Source organism: Streptomyces sp. NPDC000348 (assembly GCF_042898795.1).
Classification (GTDB): Bacteria; Actinomycetota; Actinomycetes; order Streptomycetales; family Streptomycetaceae; genus Streptomyces.
The window spans coordinates 313,104-336,312 of the sequence record NZ_JBIAZD010000006.1; the positions used below are offsets into that span (position 1 = coordinate 313,104).

The 23,209-nt window shown below is 71.1% G+C and carries 15 protein-coding genes and 1 pseudogene; 11 read left to right on the forward strand and 5 right to left on the reverse strand.

Annotation, left to right across the window (positions count from 1 at the left end):
- Positions 1-162 precede the first annotated feature (162 nt).
- Entirely contained in the window at positions 163-723 is a 561-nt protein-coding gene (locus tag ACFY3N_RS15045) for a hypothetical protein (RefSeq protein ID WP_390817098.1), read from the reverse strand.
- Between the two features lie 535 nt (positions 724-1,258).
- On the opposite strand from ACFY3N_RS15045, the gene ACFY3N_RS15050 reads away from it, so the two are divergent.
- The 4 genes from ACFY3N_RS15050 to ACFY3N_RS15065 all read left to right on the forward strand — a co-directional run bounded on the left by ACFY3N_RS15050 (position 1,259) and on the right by ACFY3N_RS15065 (position 9,880).
- On the forward strand, positions 1,259-3,394 hold the full coding sequence (locus tag ACFY3N_RS15050) for an N-6 DNA methylase (protein ID WP_390817100.1): 2,136 nt from the start codon (positions 1,259-1,261) through the stop codon (positions 3,392-3,394).
- 107 nt (positions 3,395-3,501) lie between these two features.
- Entirely contained in the window at positions 3,502-5,493 is a 1,992-nt protein-coding gene (locus ACFY3N_RS15055) for an N-6 DNA methylase (protein WP_390817101.1), read from the forward strand.
- Positions 5,490-6,701, forward strand: a complete 1,212-nt coding sequence (locus tag ACFY3N_RS15060; protein ID WP_390817102.1) for a restriction endonuclease subunit S — start codon at positions 5,490-5,492, stop codon at positions 6,699-6,701. The genes ACFY3N_RS15055 and ACFY3N_RS15060 overlap by 4 nt, the downstream gene beginning before the upstream one ends.
- The gene (locus ACFY3N_RS15065; protein WP_390817103.1) at positions 6,698-9,880 is read left to right on the forward strand and encodes a type I restriction endonuclease subunit R; all 3,183 of its coding nucleotides are present in this window, start codon (positions 6,698-6,700) and stop codon (positions 9,878-9,880) included. The genes ACFY3N_RS15060 and ACFY3N_RS15065 overlap by 4 nt, the downstream gene beginning before the upstream one ends.
- 60 nt (positions 9,881-9,940) lie before the next feature.
- Here ACFY3N_RS15065 and ACFY3N_RS15070 read toward each other — a convergent pair whose 3' ends face one another.
- Positions 9,941-10,147 carry a DUF397 domain-containing protein gene (locus tag ACFY3N_RS15070; RefSeq protein WP_390817104.1) on the reverse strand — a complete coding sequence of 69 codons (207 nt, stop codon included), beginning with the start codon at positions 10,145-10,147 and terminating at the stop codon, positions 9,941-9,943.
- Entirely contained in the window at positions 10,144-10,998 is an 855-nt protein-coding gene (locus ACFY3N_RS15075; protein ID WP_390817105.1) for a helix-turn-helix domain-containing protein, read from the reverse strand. The genes ACFY3N_RS15070 and ACFY3N_RS15075 overlap by 4 nt, the downstream gene beginning before the upstream one ends.
- A 120-nt stretch (positions 10,999-11,118) precedes the next feature.
- Between ACFY3N_RS15075 and ACFY3N_RS15080 the strand changes: the two genes are divergently transcribed.
- From ACFY3N_RS15080 to ACFY3N_RS15100, 5 genes are all read left to right on the forward strand, one after another.
- Complete coding sequence (locus ACFY3N_RS15080; RefSeq protein WP_390817106.1) at positions 11,119-11,598, forward strand: ATP-binding protein; 480 nt, start codon at positions 11,119-11,121, stop codon at positions 11,596-11,598.
- Between the two features lie 161 nt (positions 11,599-11,759).
- Positions 11,760-13,292 carry a protein kinase gene (locus ACFY3N_RS15085; protein ID WP_390817199.1) on the forward strand — a complete coding sequence of 511 codons (1,533 nt, stop codon included), beginning with the start codon at positions 11,760-11,762 and terminating at the stop codon, positions 13,290-13,292.
- Positions 13,293-13,470: 178 nt separating this feature from the next.
- Positions 13,471-14,514 carry a hypothetical protein gene (locus tag ACFY3N_RS15090; RefSeq protein ID WP_390817107.1) on the forward strand — a complete coding sequence of 348 codons (1,044 nt, stop codon included), beginning with the start codon at positions 13,471-13,473 and terminating at the stop codon, positions 14,512-14,514.
- Between the two features lie 215 nt (positions 14,515-14,729).
- On the forward strand, positions 14,730-16,871 hold the full coding sequence (locus ACFY3N_RS15095) for a UvrD-helicase domain-containing protein (protein ID WP_390817108.1): 2,142 nt from the start codon (positions 14,730-14,732) through the stop codon (positions 16,869-16,871).
- Between the two features lie 276 nt (positions 16,872-17,147).
- Positions 17,148-17,879 (forward strand): EcsC family protein, encoded by a 732-nt coding sequence (locus tag ACFY3N_RS15100; protein ID WP_390817109.1) that lies wholly within the window; start codon positions 17,148-17,150, stop codon positions 17,877-17,879.
- Positions 17,880-18,374: 495 nt separating this feature from the next.
- Here ACFY3N_RS15100 and ACFY3N_RS15105 read toward each other — a convergent pair whose 3' ends face one another.
- The gene (locus ACFY3N_RS15105; RefSeq protein WP_390817110.1) at positions 18,375-18,998 is read right to left on the reverse strand and encodes a DUF6461 domain-containing protein; all 624 of its coding nucleotides are present in this window, start codon (positions 18,996-18,998) and stop codon (positions 18,375-18,377) included.
- A gap of 192 nt (positions 18,999-19,190) precedes the next feature.
- Here ACFY3N_RS15105 and ACFY3N_RS15110 point away from each other — a divergent pair.
- A pseudogene (locus tag ACFY3N_RS15110) lies at positions 19,191-19,388 on the forward strand (MFS transporter); the annotation flags it as partial.
- A gap of 620 nt (positions 19,389-20,008) precedes the next feature.
- A complete protein-coding gene (locus ACFY3N_RS15115; RefSeq protein ID WP_390817111.1) occupies positions 20,009-21,571 on the forward strand; it encodes a hypothetical protein in 1,563 nt (520 codons plus the stop codon).
- Positions 21,572-21,596: 25 nt separating this feature from the next.
- On the opposite strand, the gene ACFY3N_RS15120 is transcribed toward ACFY3N_RS15115, so the two are convergent.
- Entirely contained in the window at positions 21,597-23,123 is a 1,527-nt protein-coding gene (locus ACFY3N_RS15120; RefSeq protein ID WP_390817112.1) for a hypothetical protein, read from the reverse strand.
- Between the last annotated feature and the right edge of the window lie 86 nt (positions 23,124-23,209).

Sequence of the window (23,209 nt, forward strand, 5' to 3'; positions counted from 1 at the left end):
GTTTTCCCGGAATTCACTTACCCGGCAGGGAAGTTGCTTGCCGGACCTTGTGCACTCGGGTAGGGAAGCAGCGGAAGTCGCACCATGGGGACGGGCCGTGAAAAACGTCGCCCGTTCTCTCCGCAGAGCGGGTGACCGGGCGTGACGGGGTCGCGGTCCGGGCTACCGCACCTGGCCGGTGAAGATGGCGGTGCGGTACCAGCCGGAGTCGGAGCTGTCGGTCGGCGTGATCTCGATCTGGGCGCTCCTGGCCGTCTTGGGGAACACGCAGGCCGCCTTCCAGGTCTGCGACTTGCCCGGCAGCAGGTGCGTGCCCGGTGCGCCGCCGAAGCCCGCGTCCGTGTCGAAGATCTCCTCGGCGCCGTCCGGGCAGGACAGGCTGACCAGGGCCAGGTCGATCGTGGACTCGGAGCCGTTCTGCAGGGTGACGGAGAAGGCCAGGTAGGGCTCGCCGGACGGGCTGGCGTACTCGCCGGAGGTGCCCCGGCCGAAGCCGCTCAGATGCGCCTTGACGCCGTTGTTCCACGTAGCGGTCTTGTCCAGCGCGACGACGAAGGCGTCGCCGCCGGAGTCGTCCTGGGCGTCCTGGGTCTCCTGCGCGTCCTCGGCGCTCCGGGTGTCCTGCGAGGCGCTGACGGTGGCCGCCGGCGGCGCGGTGTCGGTCCGGGTGCCGCCGGTGGTGGAGCAGGCGGTCAGGGAGCAGCCCACGACTGCCGCGGCCACGACGAGGACGGTCCTGCGCGGACGGGCCAGGGGCGCCGTGATCGGCGTGCGGGGCGTCGAGGCGCCACGGGTGAGCCGTGCCCCGTGCCACGACGGCTTCCGCCCGACCGATGGCTGCGCGGGAGCGGGGGGCGTCTGTGACGTCACCTCCGGCGTGTCCGTGGAGCCGGCGGAGACGGCACGCGGGGACGAAGGGAAGGGAGAGGAGGGCGTGCCGGAGATGTTCGGGTAGCTCATGGGGCCATTCCTTCTCGGTGGTGGGCGATCGGCCGCCGCCCGGCCCGGGGGCGCCGCACGCCCTCCGTCCGGCATCCCGCCGGGAGGTGGCGGGGCAGAACGAGGGGTCGGGCGCTCAAGGCCATGGCTGTGGCTGTGGCTGTGGCAAGAAAAGTGACGCTTCACGCCGGGGAGAGTCGCTCACCAGAGGAAGCGACTACATGTAAGCACGTACGTGAAAGCGTTGTCCAACAGCTTGCGGGAGTTGACGCGTGCTGTAGGGTGTGACCACGCCGACCATCGAAGCCAGGACTCATCCATGCCGCAGCCACCCCCACCGTCCGCCCAGGTGACAGCCGCCGAGATCTCCCGCATCGCGGGCGTCACGCGCGCCACCGTCAGCAACTGGCGACGCCGGCACGACGACTTCCCCACGCCCTCGGGCGGCACGGACAGCAGCCCGCTGTACGACCTGGAGGAGGTCCGCGCCTGGCTCGCCTCACGCGGACAGCACACGGCGGCCACGCCCAGCGGGGAGCTGCGCACTACCCTGCGCCTCCGTGAGCGGGCCGTAACCGGTGCGTCCGACCTGCTCCTGCTGGTCCTGGCGGCGGCCCGCCGCCCCGCCGACGACCTCACCGGTCTGCTCGGGCTGCCCGACGCCGACCTGGTGAAGCAGGCGAACGACGCGGCGGCCGGAGTCGCGGACGTGGTGCCGGACACGGAACCCGTGCGGTTCACCGACGCCGACACCACGGTCCTGCGCGCCTTGCTGCTCTGCGTCCGCGACGAGGGCGCGCAGACGGCGCTGGGCGTCCTGGCGGAGCGGGAGCTGGAGGACAGCGCCGCCAGCGGCGCCTACCGCACCCCGGCCCCGCTCGCCGACCTGCTGGCCCGCCTGCTCCCGGGCTCCCCGGTTCGGGTTCTCGACCCCGCCTGCGGCAGCGGCACCCTGCTGACGGCCGCGGCGGCGCGCGGCGCGCGTGAGCTGTACGGGCAGGACAGCGTCCCCATCCAGGCACGGCGCACCGCGGTCGGCCTGACCCTGACGGCCGGGGAGGGCGCGGGCGTCACCGTGCGCACGGGCGACAGCCTGCGCGCCGACGCCTTCCCCGACCTCACCGTCGACGCCGTGCTGTGCAACCCGCCCTACGGCGACCGGGACTGGGGCCACGACGAACTGGCCTACGACTCGCGCTGGGCGTACGGCTTCCCGCCCCGCGCCGAGTCCGAACTGGCCTGGGTCCAGCACGCGTTGTCCCACCTCGAACCGGGCGGCCACGCCGTGCTGCTCCTCCCGCCGGCCACGGCGTCCCGCTCCTCCGGCCGCCGCGTCCGCGCCGAGCTGATCCGCAGCGGCGCACTGCGGGCGGTGGCGGCCCTGCCGCCGGGGGCGGCGATCCCACTCCACATCGGCCTGCAGGTGTGGGTGCTGCAACGGCCGGAGCCGACCCGGCCGGCGTACCAGACGGTGCTCTTCGTCGACACCGTGGGCGAGCCCTCGACTCCGGGGCGCGGCGGAACCCGTTCGGGTTCGGTGGACTGGGCGCGGGTGACCGAGCAGATCGTCTCCGCGTGGACGGCGTACGCCGAGGACCCGGACGGGTTCGAGGCGCGGGCCGGTGTGGCGCGGGCGGTGAGCGTGGTCGACCTGCTCGACGAGGTCGTCGACGTGACCCCGGCCCGGCAGGTGCGCGCCTCCCAGGCGGACGTCGACCCGCAGGAACTGGCCCGTGAAGCCGCGGCGGCCCGCGAAGGGCTGGCGGCGGCGGTGCGGACGATGACCGAGCTGGCCGGCACGGCGTCATGGGACGCCGCGGGGGCTTCGGCCCGTGAGTGGCGCACGGCCACGGTGGCGGACCTGGCGCGGGGCGGGGCGCTGAAGGTGCTGCGTGCAGTTCCGGTTCCGCCGCGGGCGATGGCCGCCGAGGCGGAGGCCGCGGCGGAGGGCACCTACAACGGGGAACGCCGGCCCACTCTGACGGGCGGCGACATCGCCCGCGGGACCGGGCCGACGGGACAGCTCCTGGACGTGCAGGCCGAGCAGACGCCGGAGATCGCCGTGGGCGACATCCTGGTCCGCAACCTGGTCGGCGGCACCGGTCCCGTGGCCCGGGTCGCGGGCGAGGCGGAGGCCGGCGCTCTGCTGGGAGCCGGCGTGCATCTGTTCCGGCCGGACCCGGCGCGGCTGGACCCCTGGTTCCTCTTCGGTTTCCTCAGCTCCGAGGCCAACCTGGCCGGCGCCTCGACCGGCAGCTCCACGCTCCACCTCACCCCGGGACGGCTGCGGGTACCGCTGCTGCCGCTGGCGGAGCAGCGGCGGTACGGGGAGGCGTTCCGGCACGTGGAGGCGCTGCGCGAACAGGCGCGGAGCGCAAAGGACTTGGCCGAGGAGACGGCACGGCTCGTGAGCGGGGGGCTCACGGGCGGACAACTGGTGCCGGAGCCGACCTAGGCTCCGAAGCCACCCCCACTTTTGACGCGGACGGACGAGGAACCACCATCCCTCCCTCCGCACTCACATCCATCCGTACCGGCCCCGGAAGGGAAACGGAAGAAGTCTTGAACAGCAGCAAGCACACGGAGTTGGCGAACCACGCGTGGTCCGTCGCCGACCTCCTGCGGGGGGACTACAAGCAGTCCGACTACGGCAAGGTCATCCTGCCGTTCACGGTGCTGCGGCGACTGGAGTGCGTGCTGGAGCCGACCCGCGAGAAGGTCACGGAGACCGTGGCGAAGTTCGAGGGCCAGGACATCGTCGCGGACAAGTTCCTCCGCAAGGCCTCCGGACACGCCTTCTACAACACGTCCACGCTCACCCTGAAGAAGATCGCGGCGGACCCGCAGAACGCGGCGAAGAACCTCGCGGTGTACGTCGGGGCGTTCTCCGACAACGCCCGTGGCGTGCTGGACCGCTTCGAGTTCGCCCAGCAGATTAAACGGCTGGACAGCGCGGGGCTGCTCTACCAGGTCATCGGCAAGTTCACCGACCTGGACCTGCGTCCCGAGATCGTGCCCAACCACAACATGGGCTACATCTTCGAGGAGCTGATCCGCCGCTTCTCCGAGCAGTCCAACGAGACGGCCGGTGAGCACTTCACGCCGCGCGAGGTCATCCAGCTCATGGTGCGGCTGCTCGTCGCCCCGGACGGCGACGCGCTCCAGCTTCCGGGCGTGGTGCGCACGGTCCTCGACCCGGCCTGCGGCACGGGCGGCATGCTCTCCGCGATGGACGACCTCATCACCGAGTTCAACGAGGACGCCACGGTGGAGGTGTACGGGCAGGAACTCAACCCCGAGTCGTGGGCGATCTGCCGGTCCGACCTCATGATCAAGGGCCAGGACCCGGAGAACATCGCCTTCGGCAACTCCTTCTCCGACGACGGCCACAAGCGCAAGACCTTCGACTACATGCTGGCCAACCCGCCGTTCGGCGTGGAGTGGAAGAAGGTCAAGGACGAGGTCGAGCGCGAACACCGGGAACTCGGCGAGGCCGGCCGCTTCGGTGCGGGCCTGCCGCGCATCAACGACGGTTCGCTGCTATTCCTCCAGCACATGATCGACAAGATGAAGCCGATCGACGTGGACGGCGGGGGTGGCTCGCGCCTGGCGATCGTCTTCAACGGCTCACCGCTGTTCACGGGCGCGGCCGGCTCGGGTGAGTCGGAGATCCGCCGCTGGATCCTGGAAAACGACTGGCTGGAGGGCATCGTGGCCCTGCCGGACCAGCTCTTCTACAACACCGGCATCTCGACGTACTTCTGGATCCTGACCAACCGCAAGAGCCCGGACCACAAGGGCAAGGTCGTCCTGCTGGACGCTCGGGACCAGTGGCAGAAGATGCGCAAGTCGCTGGGCGACAAGCGCAAGCAGCTGGGCAAGGACCACATCGCCACGGTGGTCAAGCTGTACGGCGAGGCGCTGGCCGTGGCGGGGGACGCGGAGCACCCGCTGCACGGCAAGGTGAAGGTCTTCCGCAACGAGGACTTCGGCTACCAGCGGATCACCGTGGAACGCCCGCTGAAGCTGCGGTTCGAGATCACGGAGGAGACGCTGGCAGCATTGGAAGCGTCCAAGCCGATCCAGAAGCTTCCACAGGCCCCCGCCCTGGCGGACGCCTTCAAGTCCCTGATGGGCACGAGCTGGGCGACGAAGCAGGAGGCCTGGCTGGCCCTGAAGGACGCGGTGGTCCAGGCTGGCGGGACGTGGCCCACGGGGGCTCCGTTCAACAAGGCACTGCGCGAGGTGATCGGCGTTCGGGACCCGAAGGGCGAGGTACAGCGCGTCAAGGGCGAGCCCGAGCCGGACGCGGAGCTTCGGGACTACGAGAACGTTCCGCTGGGCGAGGACGTCGAGGAGTACCTGGCGCGGGAGGTCCACCCGCACGTACCGGACGCGTGGATCGACCACGGCAAGACGAAGATCGGGTACGAGATCCCGTTCACGCGGCACTTCTATGTGTACGAGCCGCCGCGGCCGTTGGCGGAGATCGACGCGGAGTTGAAGGCGCTGGAGGCGGAGATTCAGGGGCTGCTGGGGGAGGTTACGAAATGACCATCCCACTCAAGTATGTGGCTCACATCTCCGCCGGGCAGTCACCGCCCTCAGCGGAGGTTACCGACCTCGCCGACGGGCTCGCCTTCTTGCAGGGCAACGCCGAATTTCAGGCAGTACATCCCGCACCGCGCCTAGAATGCGACAGCGCACCGAAGCAAGCACGGAAGGGAGATGTGCTGGTTTCCGTACGCGCGCCCGTCGGCGCCCTCAACATTGCCGACCGTCGTTACGGAATCGGGCGTGGCCTGTGCGGGATCAGGGCTCACCAGTGCGACGAACGGTTCCTCTGGTGGTGGCTGCACTCCCAGCGGCCCCGGCTGGATGCCGTCTCCACAGGCACGACGTACAAGGCCGTGACGGCGGAAGACCTTGGGCACCTGCCCTTCCCCTCTTTGAGCGTGGATTGTCAGCGCCGCATCGCCGACTTCCTCGATGCCGAGACCGCCCGCATCGACAGGCTGATCCACCTCCAAGGGCTCGTCATGGAGAAGCTCGACGAGCGGGAAAGGGCGCAGCTTGACTCAGCACTCGACGAACTCTTCAACCGGTGGGGTGCCGTTCCCCTTCGACGGTTCCTTCGCGGTGTCGACCAGGGAACGAGTCCACAAGCCGACGCTTTCCCCGCAGGGCCGGACGAATGGGGCGTCCTCAAGGTCAGCTGTCTCCGTCCGGGCCGCTTTTTCCCCGACGCGAACAAGCGTCTACCCGAGGACCTGGAACCCGACACCAACCACGAGGTGCGGCCAGGGGATCTCCTCATCACCCGAGCTAACACCCCTCAGCTCGTCGGTTCAACGGCCGTCGTGCCCCAGGTCCGGAGCAAGCTCCTTCTCTCCGACAAGATCTTCAGGGTACGCATCGACCAACGCATTACGACGGGTTTCCTAGCGACGGTGGCGCGGGGAACGAGAATCCGCAACCTGTGCGCCGCCTCCTCAAACGGCGCCTCTCAGTCCATGGCGAACATCCGGTTCGAGGAGGTAAAGGCGTGGCCCATCCCCGCTGCACCCCTCGACGCTCAGCGCGATCTGGTCCAGCGCGTCGACCGCCAGCGTTCGATTATCGATGACCTACGCACCACCGTTCAACAGCAGGTTCGACTGCTCGCGGAACGTCGCCAAGCCCTAATCACCGCCGCCGTGACTGGTCAGTTCGACATCTCCACCGCCAGCGGTCGCAACGTAACCGAAGGAGTATCCGAATGAGCCCCGTGCACGACGAGTCCTCCTTCGGCTCTGCCATCGTCGCCGCCCTCTGCGAGCGCGGTTGGCGGGAAGCGAGCCCCGAGGACTACCAGGCCGACCTCGGCCTGGACACCAACGAGCTGTTCACCTTCATCGGCGCGACCCAGCCCGACGAGTGGAACGAACTCCTCACCGTCTACGGCGGCAACCCCAACGAAGCCCAGCGCGGGTTCGCGCAACGCCTTGACCGGGCCATCGCCGACGACGGGCTGCTCCACGTCCTCCGTAACGGCGTGAAGGACCGCGGAGTCCGGCTCCGCGTCGCCTACTTCAAGCCCAACCTCATCTCCGCGGACTCGGTCCTCGACGGCTACCGGGCCAACCGCCTCACCATCGTCCGTGAGCTCCGTTACGCCACCAAACAGGCTGACTGGGGCCACGAGCTCGATCTCGCCCTGTTCCTCAACGGCATCCCCGTCGCCACCGCCGAGTTGAAGAACCCGCTCACCGGCCAGGGCGTCGAGGACGCCAAAGAGCAGTATCGAATGAAGCGCGACCCAACCGAGCTGATCTTCACGCGTCGCGTCATCGCCAACTTCGCGGTCGACCCGGACCTGGTCTTCGTCACCACCCAACTGCGCGGCAAAGGCACCCGGTTCCTGCCGTTCAACACCGGCTCGAACGGTGCCGGCCAGCCCGGCGGGGCCGGCAACCCGGCGCCCACCGCCCACGGCACGTACGCCACGTCCTACCTCTGGGAACAGGTCTGGCAGCGGGACAACTGGCTCGATCTCCTCCAGCGCTTCGTGCACCAGCAGAAGCAGAAGACGCCCGGCGGCGGCACCACCAAGTCGACGATCTTCCCCCGCTTCCACCAGTGGGACGTGGTCCGCAAGCTCACCGCGCACGCCTCCGTCCACGGCGCCGGCCAGAACTACCTGATCATGGCTTCCGCCGGGTCCGGCAAGTCGAACACCATCGGCTGGCTGGCCCACCGCCTCAGCGACCTGCACGCCCGCCGGGACCCCGCCGTCCTGCGACCCGACGCGCTCGCCGACGGCCGCATCAAGCCCGGTGAGCCCGTCTTCGACAAGGTCATCGTCATCACCGACCGCCGCGCGCTGGACGCCCAGCTCTCGGCGACCGTCGGCAGCTTCTCGCAGACCGACGGCCTGGTCGTGAAGATCGACGAGAAGCACGGGGCGAAGAGCGAGCAGCTCGCCCGTGCCCTCTCCCGGGACACCGGCAAGATCGTCACGGTCACCCTGCACTCGTTCCCCGCGCTGCTGAACTACATCAAGGGAAACCCCACCGAGATCAAGGGCACCCGCTTCGCGATCATCGTCGACGAGGCGCACTCCTCCCAGTCCGGTGACGCGGCCACCGCCGTGAAGTCGGCCCTGCGCGACCTCGGCCTGGACGCCGACTCGGACGACGAGGGTGCGACCACGGTCACCGTGGAGGACAAGCTGAAGGCGAAGGCGGTCGAGCGCTCCCAGGCCGCCAACCTCTCCTACTTCGCCTTCACGGCCACCCCCAAGTCCAAGACCCTCGAACTCTTCGGCACGGAAGGCGTCGAGAACGGCAAGACCGTCTACCGCCCCTTCCACACCTACTCCATGCGCCAGGCCATCGAGGAGGGCTTCATCCTCGACCCCCTGCGCAACTACGTCACCTACAACACCTACTGGAAGCTCGCGAACCTCAACCACGACGAGAAGGAGGTCGACCCCTCCAAGGCGAACAGCCTGCTCGCCCGGTTCGCGCTCATGCACGAGCACACGGTGTCCCAGCACGCCCAGGTGATCGTCGAGCACTTCGTCGCCCACACCCGCGGCCGGCTCGGCGGACGGGCCAAGGCCATGGTGGTCACGGCGTCCCGCCACTCCGCCGTGCAGATGGCCCGCGCCATCCAGAGTTACATCAAGGACCGCGAGTACGACACCAAGTACCCGGACCTCGGTGTCCTGGTCGCCTTCTCCGGCTCCCTCACCATCGACGGCGAGGAGACCACCGAGAGCAAGGAGAACGGCGGCCTCTCGGAGAGCGCACTGCCCAAGGCGTTCGCATACACCCGCACCGACGACAAGGCCGCGAAGGCCGGCGGCAAGGGGCAGCAGGAGTACCGGATCCTGGTCGTCGCCGAGAAGTACCAGACCGGCTTCGACCAGCCGCTCCTCACGACGATGTACGTCAACAAGACGCTGACCGGCATCGCCGCCGTGCAGACGCTCTCGCGCCTCAACCGCACCGCCGACCGCAAGTCGCAGGCCGACCTGGCCGTCCTGGACTTCGTCAACGACGCCGAGGACATCCAGGACGCGTTCCGCCCGTACTTCGAGGAGGCGCACACCCTGCCCTCCGACCCGAACCTCCTCTACACGGCCCAGAGTCGGGTCATGTCCGCGCCGATCATCTCGGAGCAGGACATGGACGGGTTCGTCGCCGCGTACTTCGAGGCGCAGGAAAAGGCCGGCGGCTCCCAGGCCAAGTGGGAGAAACTGCACGCCGAGCTGTACCGGCTCCTCTCCCCCGCCGTCACCCGCTTCAGCACTCTCCTGGAGAGCGAGGAGGAGGACGACGTCGAGGCCGCCGAGGAGTTCCGGGCCAACCTCAACGACTACGTCCGCAAGTACGGCTTCCTCGCGCAGATCGTCCCCTACCAGGACGCCGACCTGGAACGGCTTTACCTGTACGGGCGTTACCTGCTCAACCGGCTCCCCCGCCTCGCGGACGGCGGCGTCGACATAGGCGAGGTCGACCTCAGCCACCTGCGCGTCGAGAAGACCGGCGAGCACGACAAGTCCCTCGTGCCCGACGGCCCCGCCGAACTCAAGGGATTCGGCGACGGGGTCGGCGGCGGCAAGGACGCCGAAAAGTCTCTGCTGTCCGACCTGATCGAGAAGTTCAACGCGAAGTTCGGCACGGAGTTCACCGAGGAGGACGTCCTCCCGGCCTTCAACGCGACGAAGAAGGACCCGAAGGTCCGGGCCGCCGCCCTCGTCAACGACGAGGAGAACTTCGGCGTCGTCTTCGACAAGAAGTTCGAGGAGAACATGATGGACCATGTCTCCACGATCGACACGCTCGGCAAGCGGTACTTCGGAACGGACCGGGACTTCAAGTCCAACCTCGACCGCAGCGCGCGCCGCGCGGCCTGGCGGATGATCCGCCGCGAGGAAGGACTGGACGACTTCTGACAAGGCAAGCGGGCCCGGTGCGCACGTCGCACCGGGCCCGCTCGTCTTACGTCCGCCCGTTCAGCGCTCGGCGGCCATCCGCACGAAGCCGTCCCATGCTTCGCGACCGAACGTGAGCCTGGCCGCTGCGGGCTGCTTCGAGTCCCTGACAAGAACGGCGCCAGGCGCAACAGCGACCTCGATGCATTCGCCACCGTTACCCGTGCTGTAGCTGCTCTTGGTCCATGCGGCCTCGGGCACAGCCGCCTTGCTGTGCTGCACGCTCATGTCTCTCCCATCAGTTGCTTGATGAACGCCGCTGACTCGCTCGGTGTCAGGGCTTGTGATCGGAGGATGCCATAGCGTGCTTCCAGCGTGCGTACGTATCCAGCGTCGGTGTAGATGCTGCTGTGATCCTGTACTTCCGCGTACGCGATCCGCTGTCCCTTGTCGGTGTCGATCAACGAGAAGGGACCGCCCAGCGCGCCGTTGTCTTCCCGTTCGATCGGCATGACCTGCACCTCCACGTTCCTAGACTGACCCGTAACGAGGATGTGTTCCAGTGTCTCGCGCATGACTTTCGCGCCGCCGAACGGCCTGCGCAGCACGGCTTCCTCGATCACGAAGCTCATCAAGGGTGCGGGGCGACGGAGGAAGATCTCCTGACGCGCCATGCGTGCCTCAAGCCGCTGCTCGATCACGTCATCTTCCAGCAACGGCCGCTGCATGTGGAAGACCGCACGTGCGTAGCCTTCGGTCTGCAACAGACCAGGCACGGCGTACATGGCGTACAGGTTCAAGGCCGTGGCTTTGGCCTCAATCCGAGCCATGTCTCGGAACATTGCCGGGTACTGGGCCTTCCCCACCTCTTCCTTCAACGCACGGAGCACACCCCCCGCCCCCAGCACTTCATCCGCCTTGTCGATGAACGACGCCTGCGGAATCCGCCTCCCCTGCTCAATCGAAGCCACCGTGTCCGCCGAGTACCCCAGCCGCTTCCCGAACTCCGCCCGCTCCAGCCCCGCCCGCGTCCGCAACAGCTTCAACTGCCGCCCGAACGCCGTCACCACGCCCGTCCCGGGCTCGTCCTCCGGCCGCCGCTGCTGCCGTACCGTCTCCTCGTCCCGCACCTCGGTCATCGCCCTGCCGCCTCTCCCCGCGTACCGTCCCGTACAGCGCCCGCGCCCACCCCGTACGAACCCCCGGAAGCAGCGCGTCACCACTGGTCACGCTAGGCCACACCACGCCACCGTGAGTCCATGACCGCAACACAATCACCCGTCACGGTGCACCGGTTCACGATGCGCTTCAGCTCCACCCCGCGCGGCGCCCGCCTCGCCCGGCGCATGTGCGAACACTGCCTCGACGCCTGGGGCGTCCCGTACGACAGCGACGCGCACGACGCCGTCACGCTCGTGGCCGCGGAGCTGTGCGCCAACGCCGTGCGGCACGGGCACGTGGCGGGCCGGGACTTCCGCCTGCGCCTGACCGCCACCCCGGCCACCCGCACCGTACGGATCGAGGTCACCGACACCCGGGGCGAGAGCCTCCCCCGCCTCCCCGCCACCGCGACGGACGACGGCGAGGGCGGACGCGGTCTGCTGCTCGTCGCGGCGCTGGCCGACCGCTGGGGCTGCGCACCGCGCCCGGACGGCCCCGGCAAGACGGTCTGGGCCGAACACACGGTGGACACGCTGGATGCGGTGACGCGATCCGGCCCGTCCACCGCGCCCTCGTAGGACCCGGCTGGACGCAGTGATCCCTTTCCGGGGAAACTGGCCGCGACCGACGGGGCTCGGGAGAACGAGCGAGCGCCGGTGAGGACGCGGGGCGGGGACAGGTGCCGGACAGACCGATCGCGGGCCGCTACGAGCTGCTGGAGCAGCTCGGCCACGGCGGCATGGGCGACGTGTGGCGGGGCTACGACGCGGTGCTGGACCGGCCCGTCGCCGTGAAGCGGATCCGGCCGCAGGCCGTCGCCGCCACGCCGCAGCTGGCCGAGGAGTTCGAGCGGCGCTTCCGCCGCGAAGCGCGGATCACCGCCCGCATCCAGCACCCGGGCGTGCCGCAGGTGTACGACGCCGTCCTCGACAGCGGCCACGCGCACCTGTTCCTCGTCATGGAGCTGGTGGAGGGCGTCCCCCTCACCCGGTACGTGCACCAGGAACGGCCCCTCCCGGTCAGCTGGGCGGTGGCGGTCGCCGCGCAGGTCGCCACCGTGCTGTCGTACGCGCACGACGTGCCCGTGGTGCACCGCGACCTCAAGCCGTCCAACATCCTGGTCGCGCGGGACGGCACGGTGAAGGTCCTCGACTTCGGCGTCGCGGCGATCCTGCAGACCGACGTCACCAGGCTGACGGCCTCCGGCCGGCCCATCGGCACGCACCAGTACATGGCGCCCGAGCAGGTGCGCGGGACCAGGGTCACCCCGCGCACCGACCTCTACGCCCTCGGCTGCGTGCTCCACGAACTTCTCTGCGGCACGCCGCTGTTCAGCGCGCGCAGCGACTTCGAACTGATGGACCGGCACGTCCGCGCCGCGCCCACCCCGCTGCGCCACCTGCGCGCCGACGTGCCGGAGGAGCTGGAGGCGCTGGTCCTGCACCTGCTCCGCAAGACCCCGGAGAGCCGGCCGGTGGACGTGCAGGAGGTGTACGAGCGGCTGATGCCCTTCCTGCCGGCGCCCGGGGAGTCCTCCGCCCTCGGGGAGGCCGGGCCGCCCGGGGCGCCGGACCCGACCGGGCTCTACCGCCGCCCCTACGCGCCCCGCGCACGGGTCGAGAGCCGTCCCGGTGCCGCCCCGGACGCGGCGTCGCCCGGCCGGGTCGCCGAGCACGTGGTCTCGCCGCCCGAGCGGGAGCTGCTGCGGGCCCAGTTGCGGGAGGTCGATGAGCACTACGTCGCCCTCATGGAGGAGGAGCGCTACACGCAGGCCGCCGAGGTCGCGGGCGAGATGATCGAGCCGCTGGCGCGGGCCCTGGGTGCCGAGAACAAGGCCGTCCTGCGGCTGCGTCGGCGCCGGGCGGTCAGCCGTCAGCTCGCGGGCGACCACCGGGCGGCCCTGCCCGAGTTCGAGGCGCTGGCCGAGGCGTACGGCCGCATCAACGGGCCGACCGACGAGGCCGCCCGTGACTGCCGCGCCCAGGCCGCCCGCTGCCGCGGCGAACTCGGCCGGGTGACCGAGGCACTGGCGGAGCTCCGAGCCGTCCTCGAGGTGGAACGGGCCGTCGAGAGCGACGTCAGCGACGCGGCCGTGGAGCTGCGCCGTGACATCGGCGTGCTGCTGATCGGCCAGGGCAACCCGCAGGAGGCCCGGTCCTGCCTGGAGGCCCTGTACGAGGACGTCGTGTTCGTCCACGGCCCGCACCACGACGTGGCCGTCGAGGCCGCGGAGGTCCTGGCCATGCTCCGCCGGGAACTCGACGGCCAGTGACCGGGCCCCGGCGCCGCACCGGGAAGGCCGGCCGGCGGAACCACTGCGGCGAACACCGCCGTCACGGCCCGCACTTCCCCGCTCCGGCCGAAGAACTGCTGACCCGGGGAAGCCGTGTGGTGCCGGCCGACGTGGATCGGTGCACCCGATGTCAGAGGCCGCTGGCAGTATCACCGTCGTGAACGCCACCTTCACCACCCCGCCGCGGCCGGTCGACGTGACCGCGCTCTTCCCTCGACTGGCTCCGCTGGCACGCACGGCGACCCGGCTGCACCCGCGCCCCGGGGCGCCGACCGTGCACGACAGTTCCGTCGGCGGACCGCTGCTGTGGCCCGCCGGCGAGCCGTGGCCGTACTGCGACGAGCCGCACGACAGGCACGCGACGCGGGTGGTCCACTCCCCCGACGACATCCGGCTCCTCCGCCGCGTCCGTGCCGCAGCGGCCGAGCGGCTGCGCCTCGACCCCGAGGCACCCCAGCGGACCCCCGAGGAACAGGCGACCTGGGAGCGGATCGGGGTGGGCCGTCCGTGGTTCGACGGCCCGATCCCCCTCCTGCCCGTCGCCCAGCTCCACGCCCGCGACGTCCCCTTCCCCCGCCCGGCCGACGCGGACCTCCTCCAGGTCCTGTGGTGCCCCTTCGACCACGCGGAACGCCCCCATCCCAGGACCGCGCTCTTCTGGCGATCCTCCGCCACCGTCACCGACATCCTCGGCGCACCGCCCGAGCCGCCGATCGTCCAGGACGGCTCCTACCTCCCGGAGCCGTGCCTGCTCTCCCCGGAGCAGGTCACCGACTTCCCCCACCCCGGGGAGCTGGACGAGGAGCTTCGGGCCCAGTTGGAGGACGAGAGTCGCTGGGGGACGATCGACCCCGCGCGGTACGGCATGGACGACCTGGGCGAGCTCTACCTGGGCGGCCTCTCCACCGCCCCCGGCTGGAAGACCGGCGGCTGGACCAGCTGGGGCGACATCGACCCCGTCGACCGTCCCTGCCCCGAGTGCGGCACCGAGGCGGTCCCGCTCCTCACCATCGCCTCCTCGGAGTGGGACGGCATCGGCGCGTCCTGGATCGCCGAGGAGGAACCGGCGAACCCGGCCCCGCCTCCCCTGGGCGCCCGGGACGGCAACTTCACCCTGATCGACATCGTCGGCGGCTACCACCTCCAGCTCCACGCCTGCCCGGCCGACCCCTCCCACCCCCACATCGAACTGGTCCAGTGAGCCCTCGGGGAAGCCCTCCGCTCCGCCGCGTGCGCCACGCCCGGCACCACGACCGACTCTTCCGCCGGCAGCCCCGGCCAACCATCAGACGGTTCAAAGACGCCTCCGGGCAGCCGGGAACTCGGCGGTGGGTGACCGGCGGAACCCGGCCGAAGAGCCGGTGGGTGAAGGCCCGGACGGCCCGAGGCCGCGCCGGGGCGGCCTAAAATCCCGGCATGCCGCACCTCGCCCTCGACAAGGCCTTCTGTCAGCAGTTGGAGAAGCTCGAGAAGCACGTCAGGAACGGCGTGTTCGACGCCTGGGAGAAGTTCGAGCGGCTCACCCTCGACCAGCTCTTCAGGGACCCTGGGCTGAAGCTGGAATCCCTCAAGGGCGCCAGGGACCGGCAGATCCGGACCATCCGGATCACCCAGGGGTACCGCGGCGTGGTCCTCGCGCCCGAGACGGGCGACACCTTCGTGCTGCTCCGGGTCGGCCCGCACGACGAGGCCACCGAGTGGGCGGTGCGGCAGAAGGCGACCATCAACGCCGTCACCGGCGCCGTGGAGCTCCGTGAGATCGCCACCCTGGAGGAGCTGACCCCCGCCTACGAGCGCGCCGCGCCCGCCGAGGAGCGGCGGCTCTTCGCGGAGGTCTCCGACGGGGAGATGGCCGCGCTCGGCATCGACGCCACCACCCTCGCGCAGGCACGCGTGCTGACCAGCCTGGAACAGCTCGACGTCTTCGGGCGGTTCTTCCCGCCGGACCAGTACAAGGTGCTGGAACACCTGGCCCTCGGCGCGAGCGTCGAGCAGACGTGGCAGGAGGTCGTCGTGCCGGCGCTGGCCGACGCGGCCTCGCAGGAGCCCGTCGACACCACCGACTACGCGACCGCCATCGCCCACACCCGCACCCGGATCGCCGTCGTCACGGACGCCGACGAACTGCGCGACATCCTCGACAAGCCGTTCACCGCCTGGCGGATCTTCCTGCACCCCGCCCAGTACAAGGTCGCCTACCGCCCGTCGTACTCCGGCCCCGCGCAGGTGACCGGCGGGCCCGGCACCGGGAAGTCCGTCGTCGCCCTCCACCGGGTGCGGCACCTGTTGCGGCACCTGCGCGACGGCGACCGCATCCTCCTCACCACCTTCACCAACGCCCTCGTGGACTCCCTCACCGAAGGGCTCTGCCTGCTCGTCGACGACCCGGACCTGCGCGGCCGGGTCGACGTCATGACCGTCGACGCCTTCGCCGGACGCGTGGTCAACACCTCGCGCCGGCCGCTCACCGGCTACGAGGAGACCGCCCGGTGGGAGCAGGCCGCGGAGGCCACCGGCTTCACCGGCACCCCGCAGTTCCTCGCCCAGGAGTACAAGCACGTCCTCCTCGCCCAGGACATCCGTGGCCGGGAGGAGTACGAGCGCTGCGAGCGCCGGGGCCGGGGCAGCGCGCTGCCGTCCTCCGCCCGGCCGCTGGTGTGGCGGACCGTGGAGGAGTTCACCGGGCGGCTGGCCGAGGACGGGCTGCGCACCTACCTCGGCACCTGCGTGGAGGCCACCGACCTGCTGACCGGGCAGGGGCCGTGCTACCGGCACGTCGTCGTCGACGAGGCCCAGGACCTCCACCCGGCCCAGTGGCGGATGCTCCGCGCGGCCGCCCCGCGGCGCCCCGACGACCTGTTCGTCGCGGGCGACCCGCACCAGCGGATCTACGACAACCGGGTGTCGCTGAAGTCCCTCGGCATCAACGTCGCCGGCCGTTCGACCAAGCTGCGCAAGAACTACCGCTCCACCCAGGAGATCCTCAGCTGGGCGACGGGGCTCCTGCTCGGCCGCCCCTACGCCGAACTGGCCGACAGCGGGCGGCACGACACCCTGATCGGGTACAGCTCCGCCCTGCACGGCTCCGGGCCTCGCGTCCACGAGGCGGAGACGGAGGAGGCCGAACTCGACGCCCTGGTCGAGCAGGTGCACGCGTGGGTGGAGGGTGGCGCCGCGTACGGGGAGATCGGGGTCTGCGCGCGGTTCAACAAGACCTGCGAGAGGGCCAAGGACCGTCTGATCGCGGCCGGCGTCCCCGCCAGCCGGGTCCGCGCGGGGGCCGCCCGCACCGACGACGCGGTCAACGTGGGCACCATGCACACCTTCAAGGGGCTCGAGTACCGCTACACCGCCGTCGTCGGCGTCAACGACCGCGCCCTGCCGAACCCTTCGGCCATCACCCCGGAGGAGGTCGACCGGCTTCAGCACGAGGCCGACCTCGCCGCGGAACGCTGCCTGCTGTTCGTCGCCTGCACCCGGGCCCGGGACGGCCTGTACGTCTCATGGACCGGGCAGCCGAGCCCGTTCCTGGTGGAAGCCGGCTGCGGGGCGGGGTAGCCGGACCGGTCCGCTCGCTATCCCTGAGTCGAGCGCACGCAAACAAGCAGGTGGGGTTTGACGGCGCTTTCACTTCCATGGGAAGGTGTGACCACTTCAGCTCGTGAAGGGCGCGCGACAAAGGACGTCGTGACGCAAAGGGGTGGGCGAGTGGTGGCGAGGGGGATGCGGCTTCAGCCGCCCGCAGCTTTGCCGGGGTGCCTGCGACCGGACTCCTCCTCCTGCTCGCAGCAGTGCGGGACGCCCCCGCTGGGGCGCTCGCGGAAGGGGTGTGTGATGGCCGACGAGAAGACTCCTGACGAGGGAGCGGTCGAGAAGGCCGGGCGGTGGATCGCCGATCTCGCGGAGAAGGTCATGGTGAACGGCGTGGGGCCGGTCACGGGGTCGGTGACCTGGGCCGAGGACCGTCTTTCGCGTCGGCAGGGTGACGCTTACCGGGCACCTGACGACGAGGAGCGCCGTTCTCCCGAGGACATGAAGGACGACATCGACGCGGTCGTCGCCCGCCTCATCAAGGAGTCCGTGGCCGCGGCCGGGACCCAGGGGTTCGTCACCGGGCTCGGAGGTCTGATCACCGCAGGCGTGACGATCCCCGCGAACGTGGCCGCGTCCCTCGCCATCAACATGCGGATGGCCGGTTCCATCGCACACCTCCGGGGATGGGACATCGGCGATCCGCACGTGCGCACCGTCGCGATGATGCTCGCGATCGGGATGAGCGCGCAGAACGTCCTGGCGTCCTTCGGCGTGAAGGTCGGCCAGAAGCTCGGTGAGCAGATGATCAAAAAGATCCCGATCACGGTGATCCGGGCGATCAACAAGAAGGCCGGAACCCACCTCGTCGCGAAGTACGGAACCAAGCGCGCCGCGATCACGCTCGCCAAGGGAATCCCGATCCTGGGAGGCATCGTCGGAGGCGCCGTGGACGCGGGAGCGACCGCTGTCATCGGACGGGCCACGGACAAGGCCCTGCGCGGCGACACCCTGCAGGCCGAGGAACCGAAGTGACGAAGAAGCGGACCGGGTGGACGAGGCGTGCCGCACGGGTTCCGGAATCCCCTGCACCGTCAGCGCGATCCTCGTCGTGCCGACGGTCGGCGAGGTGACGAAGAACGTCCCGCTCGGCGAAGGCGAAGCAGCCACCGCGCCCGGGCAATACAAGACCTCCGCCGCCACCGCGGTCGTCCCGGTAAGCTCGCCGATCCCCGTGAGATCGCCCGGCTCACCCACCTCGAGTACCTGGAACTCCCGCCCGCCGAGTGGCGCGTCCTCCTCGATGCGAGGGCCGTGCCCACCGGGCTCCTCGCCGCGGGCATCAAGGCCCACCGGCAACGGGACAACCCGTTGCGGAGCATCGCCCTCGTCAACGGGTTCCTCGCCCTGTACGGCCGGTCGCCGATTACCGGCATCACGGTGCTGGAGGGAGCGGCGTGTACCGGAAACCGAAGCCCGTCTCCGGACTGGGACGGTGAGGGGCCCGGGGCGACAGGGGCGACCCGGGGCCTACAGGATCTCGATGACGCCCGGCGGGACCGGGCCCTCGCCCGCGTAGGATTCGCCGCGTGGCTCGGACGGGGCGTCGTCCTCCGCGACGGTCAGTGTGGGCCAGGGGGCGGCCAGGGTCGTGTCGTCCAGGGGGAGGCCGAGGTGGTCGAGGACGAGGGCGACCACGGGGGCGATTCCGGAGCCCTCGTGCTCGGCCAGGGCTTTCCGGGTCCTCTCCCACCAAGGGCCGGAGTATTCGGACCGGGGTGGTTCCGGGCCGGGTTCGAAGTTCTCCAGGCACTGGCCGTCGCGCCAGTACTGGAAGACGGCAAGGCCCTCGGTGGACAGGACGCTGTAGGTCTCGGTGCCGCGGGACAGCGCGGCGAGGAGTTCGGGCCATGAGCCGATGACGCCGTCCTCCTCGACGCAGAACGTCCAGTCGCCGAGCCTTCCGGCCCGTAGGAGCGACACCGTTCCGGCGGCGAACCGACCTGTGGGCAGGTCGGACGCGGCGTCCGCATCGAGCAGGCGGGAACGGGCCGGGTCGGCGCCGTAGCGGGTGAACACCTCGGCGGGGTCCAGGCCCCGGGTGAAGGTGACGCACATCTGGTCGCCCGCCCAGTCGAGCGCGTCCATTGCCATGTTCCGTCCCGTCCCCTCCACCGGCTCCGCCTGCCGGATCGTGTCTGCCTGGCTCGAAGGCCAGCGGCCCTCTTGCAGGACCCCGAAAAAGATAACGGGGTGACGGGCCGCCGCCTGCGGACCGCTCCCTTCTACATTTACGCGACCGCCGCCGTCCTGGTCTTCCCCAAGCTCTTCTTCCCGACCCGCGACCCGTTCATCGCGGTCGCCCTGTGGGAGGCCGGCGACGGCTCGCCGTGGCTGGTCGGCGTCTACCTCTCCTCGATGGCACTGCTGACCCTGGTCGCGCTGCTGCTCGGCAAGGAGACGAAGGACGTGGGGCTGGACGAGGGCGAGGCCCCCGACGCCACCGGCCGGGACGAGGCCCCCGCCGCCACCACGGCCCCCTGAGCCGTCCGACGGCCCGCCGAGGCCCTCCGTGCCCGTGTACCGGGCGCCGGAGGGCCTCGGTGTCTTTGTCCCGGCCGGAGGCGGATGTCTCCGTTCCGCAACCCCCGCCCCTGTACCCGCCCCCTCCACCACCGTGCCCCCGGGCGCGCGTCGCGGCTGATCGGACGCTCGCCAGGACCGGATGTCGAGGACACACGTGCAGATCACGCCCCTGAACCCCGAGGACCCGCCCGCGCAGTGCGCCTCCCGCCGCGCCCGGCAGGATCGGCATCGGCACGTCCACGGCTTCCCCCCGGGGGGGGTACAGACTGCCTGCCGCCCGGGCATGGGGACACACGTGCCGGACCGAAGGAGGATCCAGCCCCACGGCCGGGCTCCCGGAGAAGCACGCCTCCGCCCCGGTTGAGGACCTGGCGACCGCTCCGGCGAGGTTCGGCGAGGTTCGGCGAGGCGGAGTTCACGGCAACGGACGGCGATGTAACCCGAAAGCCTTCATTCCGTGCGCTTCCAGGTCCCCTTCGCCACGCTCCCGCATACCGTGAACCCGCCGCCCCGGCACTCCCCGGCACAACGGAGAGCGGCGGCGACACACAGGACACGGGAGACGGAGGAAGAACGGGATGACACAGGCCGCCGCAGGGAGCGAGCTGGACGAACGGGTGCCGGGGCGCCGGTGGACCGTGCGTCTGGACCCCGTCGGCCGAGGCAGCGCGGAGGTGCGCGTCTCGTGCAGCCGGCCCGCCTGTGCCGAGCGGCGTCTGCCCTCCGCGGCGGCAGGCCGTACGGCCGCGGCCGACCACCTGAAGGCGCACCTGCGCGCCGCCCCCGCTCCCGGAGCCGATACCTACTGCGCCTGCCGGGCCGACGGCTGCCGCGCCCACCTCCCCGACACCGGCAGGCAGGCGCGTACCGAACAACCCTGGCGGTGCGGCGGACCGGTCGTCCTGGCCGTGCTCACCGACCGGGCAGGACGCTGGTGGCAGGCCATGGAGTGTTGTTCACGGTGTGCCGCCGCCACTCCCGGGGCCCGGACCGCGGCCACCTCCCTTCCGCCCGCACCCCGGACCGCCGGCCGCCCGGCCCCCGCAGCGGCAGGCACCGGCGCGGGCACGCCGCAGTTCTCCGACCAGCAGGTCACCACCCGGACGGGAGGTCCGGCGCCCCGCCCCGTACCCGCACCCCGCCCCGTACCCGCACGGCGCCGCCGTCCGCCGGAGGCGAGGATCGCCCAGCGGGTCATTCCGCGCGACCTGCGGCCCGTGTCCCTGCGGGACGAACTCACCGAGCTCGGTGACCTCTTCCGCGCCTACCAGAAGCGCCCCGAGCCCGACCTGGCGCTGCTGGCCGATCTCCAGGAGCGCAAGGCCCGCGCCTTCCTCACCTGGTCCGACGTCAGCTGCGACGTCACCCTGCGGCTGGAGGCCCGGCGCGCCGAGCAGGCCGCCGCCGTCATCCGGCGCCAGCACCGGCACCGCACCGGCTGCGTCCCGGAGGGCGAGGAACCGGGCGTGGCGCGCCTGCTGACCGTGCCGGCGCAGTGGGAGTACGCCCGCTCCGTCCTCGCGCACGTGGCCGGCCATACGCCGCTGCCCGGAGCGGAGGCACGGCTGCTGGTGCTGATGCTGACCCTGCGCACCGCGCACACCGGCACCGGCAACCTCGTCGGTCAGGACGTCAACGGGCTGGGCCTGACCGACCCGGAGGGCCTGGTCGAGCGGCTGACCGGCTGCGGCTGGCTGTCCCTTCCCGGCACCGTCGGCGACCTGCTCGCCTCCCGGCCGGAGAACCCCACCCCGGTCACCGTCCCCTCCCTGGTGCCCGACGAGGACGGGACGGGCCCGTTCACGTTCGGCAGGAAGACCCGGCCCAAGCTCTCCGGCTGGGCCCAGAGAGCCGTCTCGGACAAGAAGCTCCGCAAGGCCAAGGCTCCCGCCGGCGCCCGGCTGCTCGCCGTGACGCTGGCCACGTGGACGGACGAGGTGGGCCGCCTCGGCCCCGGCGGCCGGGGCGTCGCCCTGGACGCCCTCACCACCCGGGTCCCGGTCGGCTCCGGCGAACTGCGGGACCTGATCGACCGGCTGACCGCGGCGGACTGGCTCACCGACGCCGCCCTCACCGACACCCACCTCACCGGCCGGCTGACCGAACGCGTCCTCCCCCTCACCTGCCCCCTGCCGCATTGAGCTCCCGCCCGCCCTCGTCCGCTCCTCAGCCGGCCTCCCGCACGCGGGCGGCGGTCCGCCCGGCGAGTTCGCGGACGCCCTTGGCGGCGTTGTCCGAGAGCTCGCCGAGTACGGCGTCGGCGGCGGCGAGGAGGGCACGGGCCTCCTCGGGGCGGCCCGCGTCGGCCAGGGCGAGGGTGAGCCGGTAGTGCTCCTCGGCGATGAAGCGGCCGAGGTTGGCCCTCCACCAGTGGCGCAGTGAGTCGTCGCCCGGGGTGGCCAGGGCGTCGCGCACGGCGGCCAGGCTGTACACCGCCCGCGGCAGTCGGCCCGCCTCCCGTTCCAGGCGGGCGAGGGTGTGCCGGGCCGAGGCCCGGTCCCATGCCGTCTCCTGGAGGGCGGCGTACAGACGCTGGGCGCGCAGCGCCTGGGGAAGGTCGCCGAGTTCCTCGAAGTCCTGGGCGAGCGCGCTCAGCGGAGCCGTGGCCAGGATGCGGGGTACCTCGGAGCGGCGGAGTCCGCTCTGGTCCATGACGATGCCGTCGAGTTCGCGGATCAGCGTCACCCGCGCGAGGTCCGTCATCCCCTGGTCCCGCGCCAGGTCGGTCCAGGTGGAGACCGGCTCGTCCGACGGGTCCGTCCCGAACATCGACTCGTCGAGCTCCCGCGCCCACTGCCGCAACTCGTCCGCGTCCGCACCCGGTTCCGGCACGTCGCTCAGGCCGCACGCCGTGTCGAAGTCCGTCTCCCGGACCTCGAGCAGCAGCGGCAGGTCTCCGGTGTCCCCGTGCAGCCCCACCAGCACGGCCGCGAGCCGCAGTTCGTCCGTCATCGAGGACCGTGTCTCGTGCCGCAGCAGGTGCCGCAGCAGCTCCAGGTCGCCCTCGGCGCGGTCGAACTGCGCGGCCCGCAGGGTGATCCGGCGCCGGACCGGGTCCTCGGCGACTTCACGCCATGCCGTGCGGTCGCCCTCCCGCAGGCGGGCCAGATCGGCGCGGCCCGCCGCGAGCACGGGCTCCCACAGCGGGGGACCCTCCGGGCCCAACCGGTCGTACGCGCAGCCCTCGTCCGCGTTGAGCAGCACGAAGTCCGGCTCGGTGCGCAGCAGCGCGGCACGCAGTCCGCCCACCAGCTCGACCGGGGAGCGTTCCGGGAAGCCCAGCGCCGCACGGAGCTCGGCCCGCTCCTCGTCGATTCCGCAGTACTCACGGATCTCGTCCTCGGTCTCCGCGACGCAGGCCAGGATCTTCTCCTCGCCGTCGTCCGGCGACAGACGCGTGCAGCCGCGCCAGCCGGGCAGGCCGATCACGAGCTCCAGGGCCTCGTCGACACTGGAGCCGATGATCCCCGCGGCGCCCTCCGAGTCGGCGTAGAGCACCGAGCCGTCCGCGCACACGAAGTACGTGCCGCCGGTAGCGTCCCCGGCCACCGTCTCCAGCGGCCCGCCCGAAGCGAGGCGGACCTCCTCGACATGGCCGTGGGCGGCGCGGTCCAGGTCGAAGTCGAAGGGGAAGGCGGCCAGTTCGGCCAGGCGGCGGTCCTGCCGCAGCAGCCGTAGCGCGTGATCGGTCATGTCACGGAAAGTAACACCGTCCACCGGGCGCGGACTCGCGGCCTCTTCAGGAGGCCACGCGGACAGAGGGTCGGTCACGGTCGGCG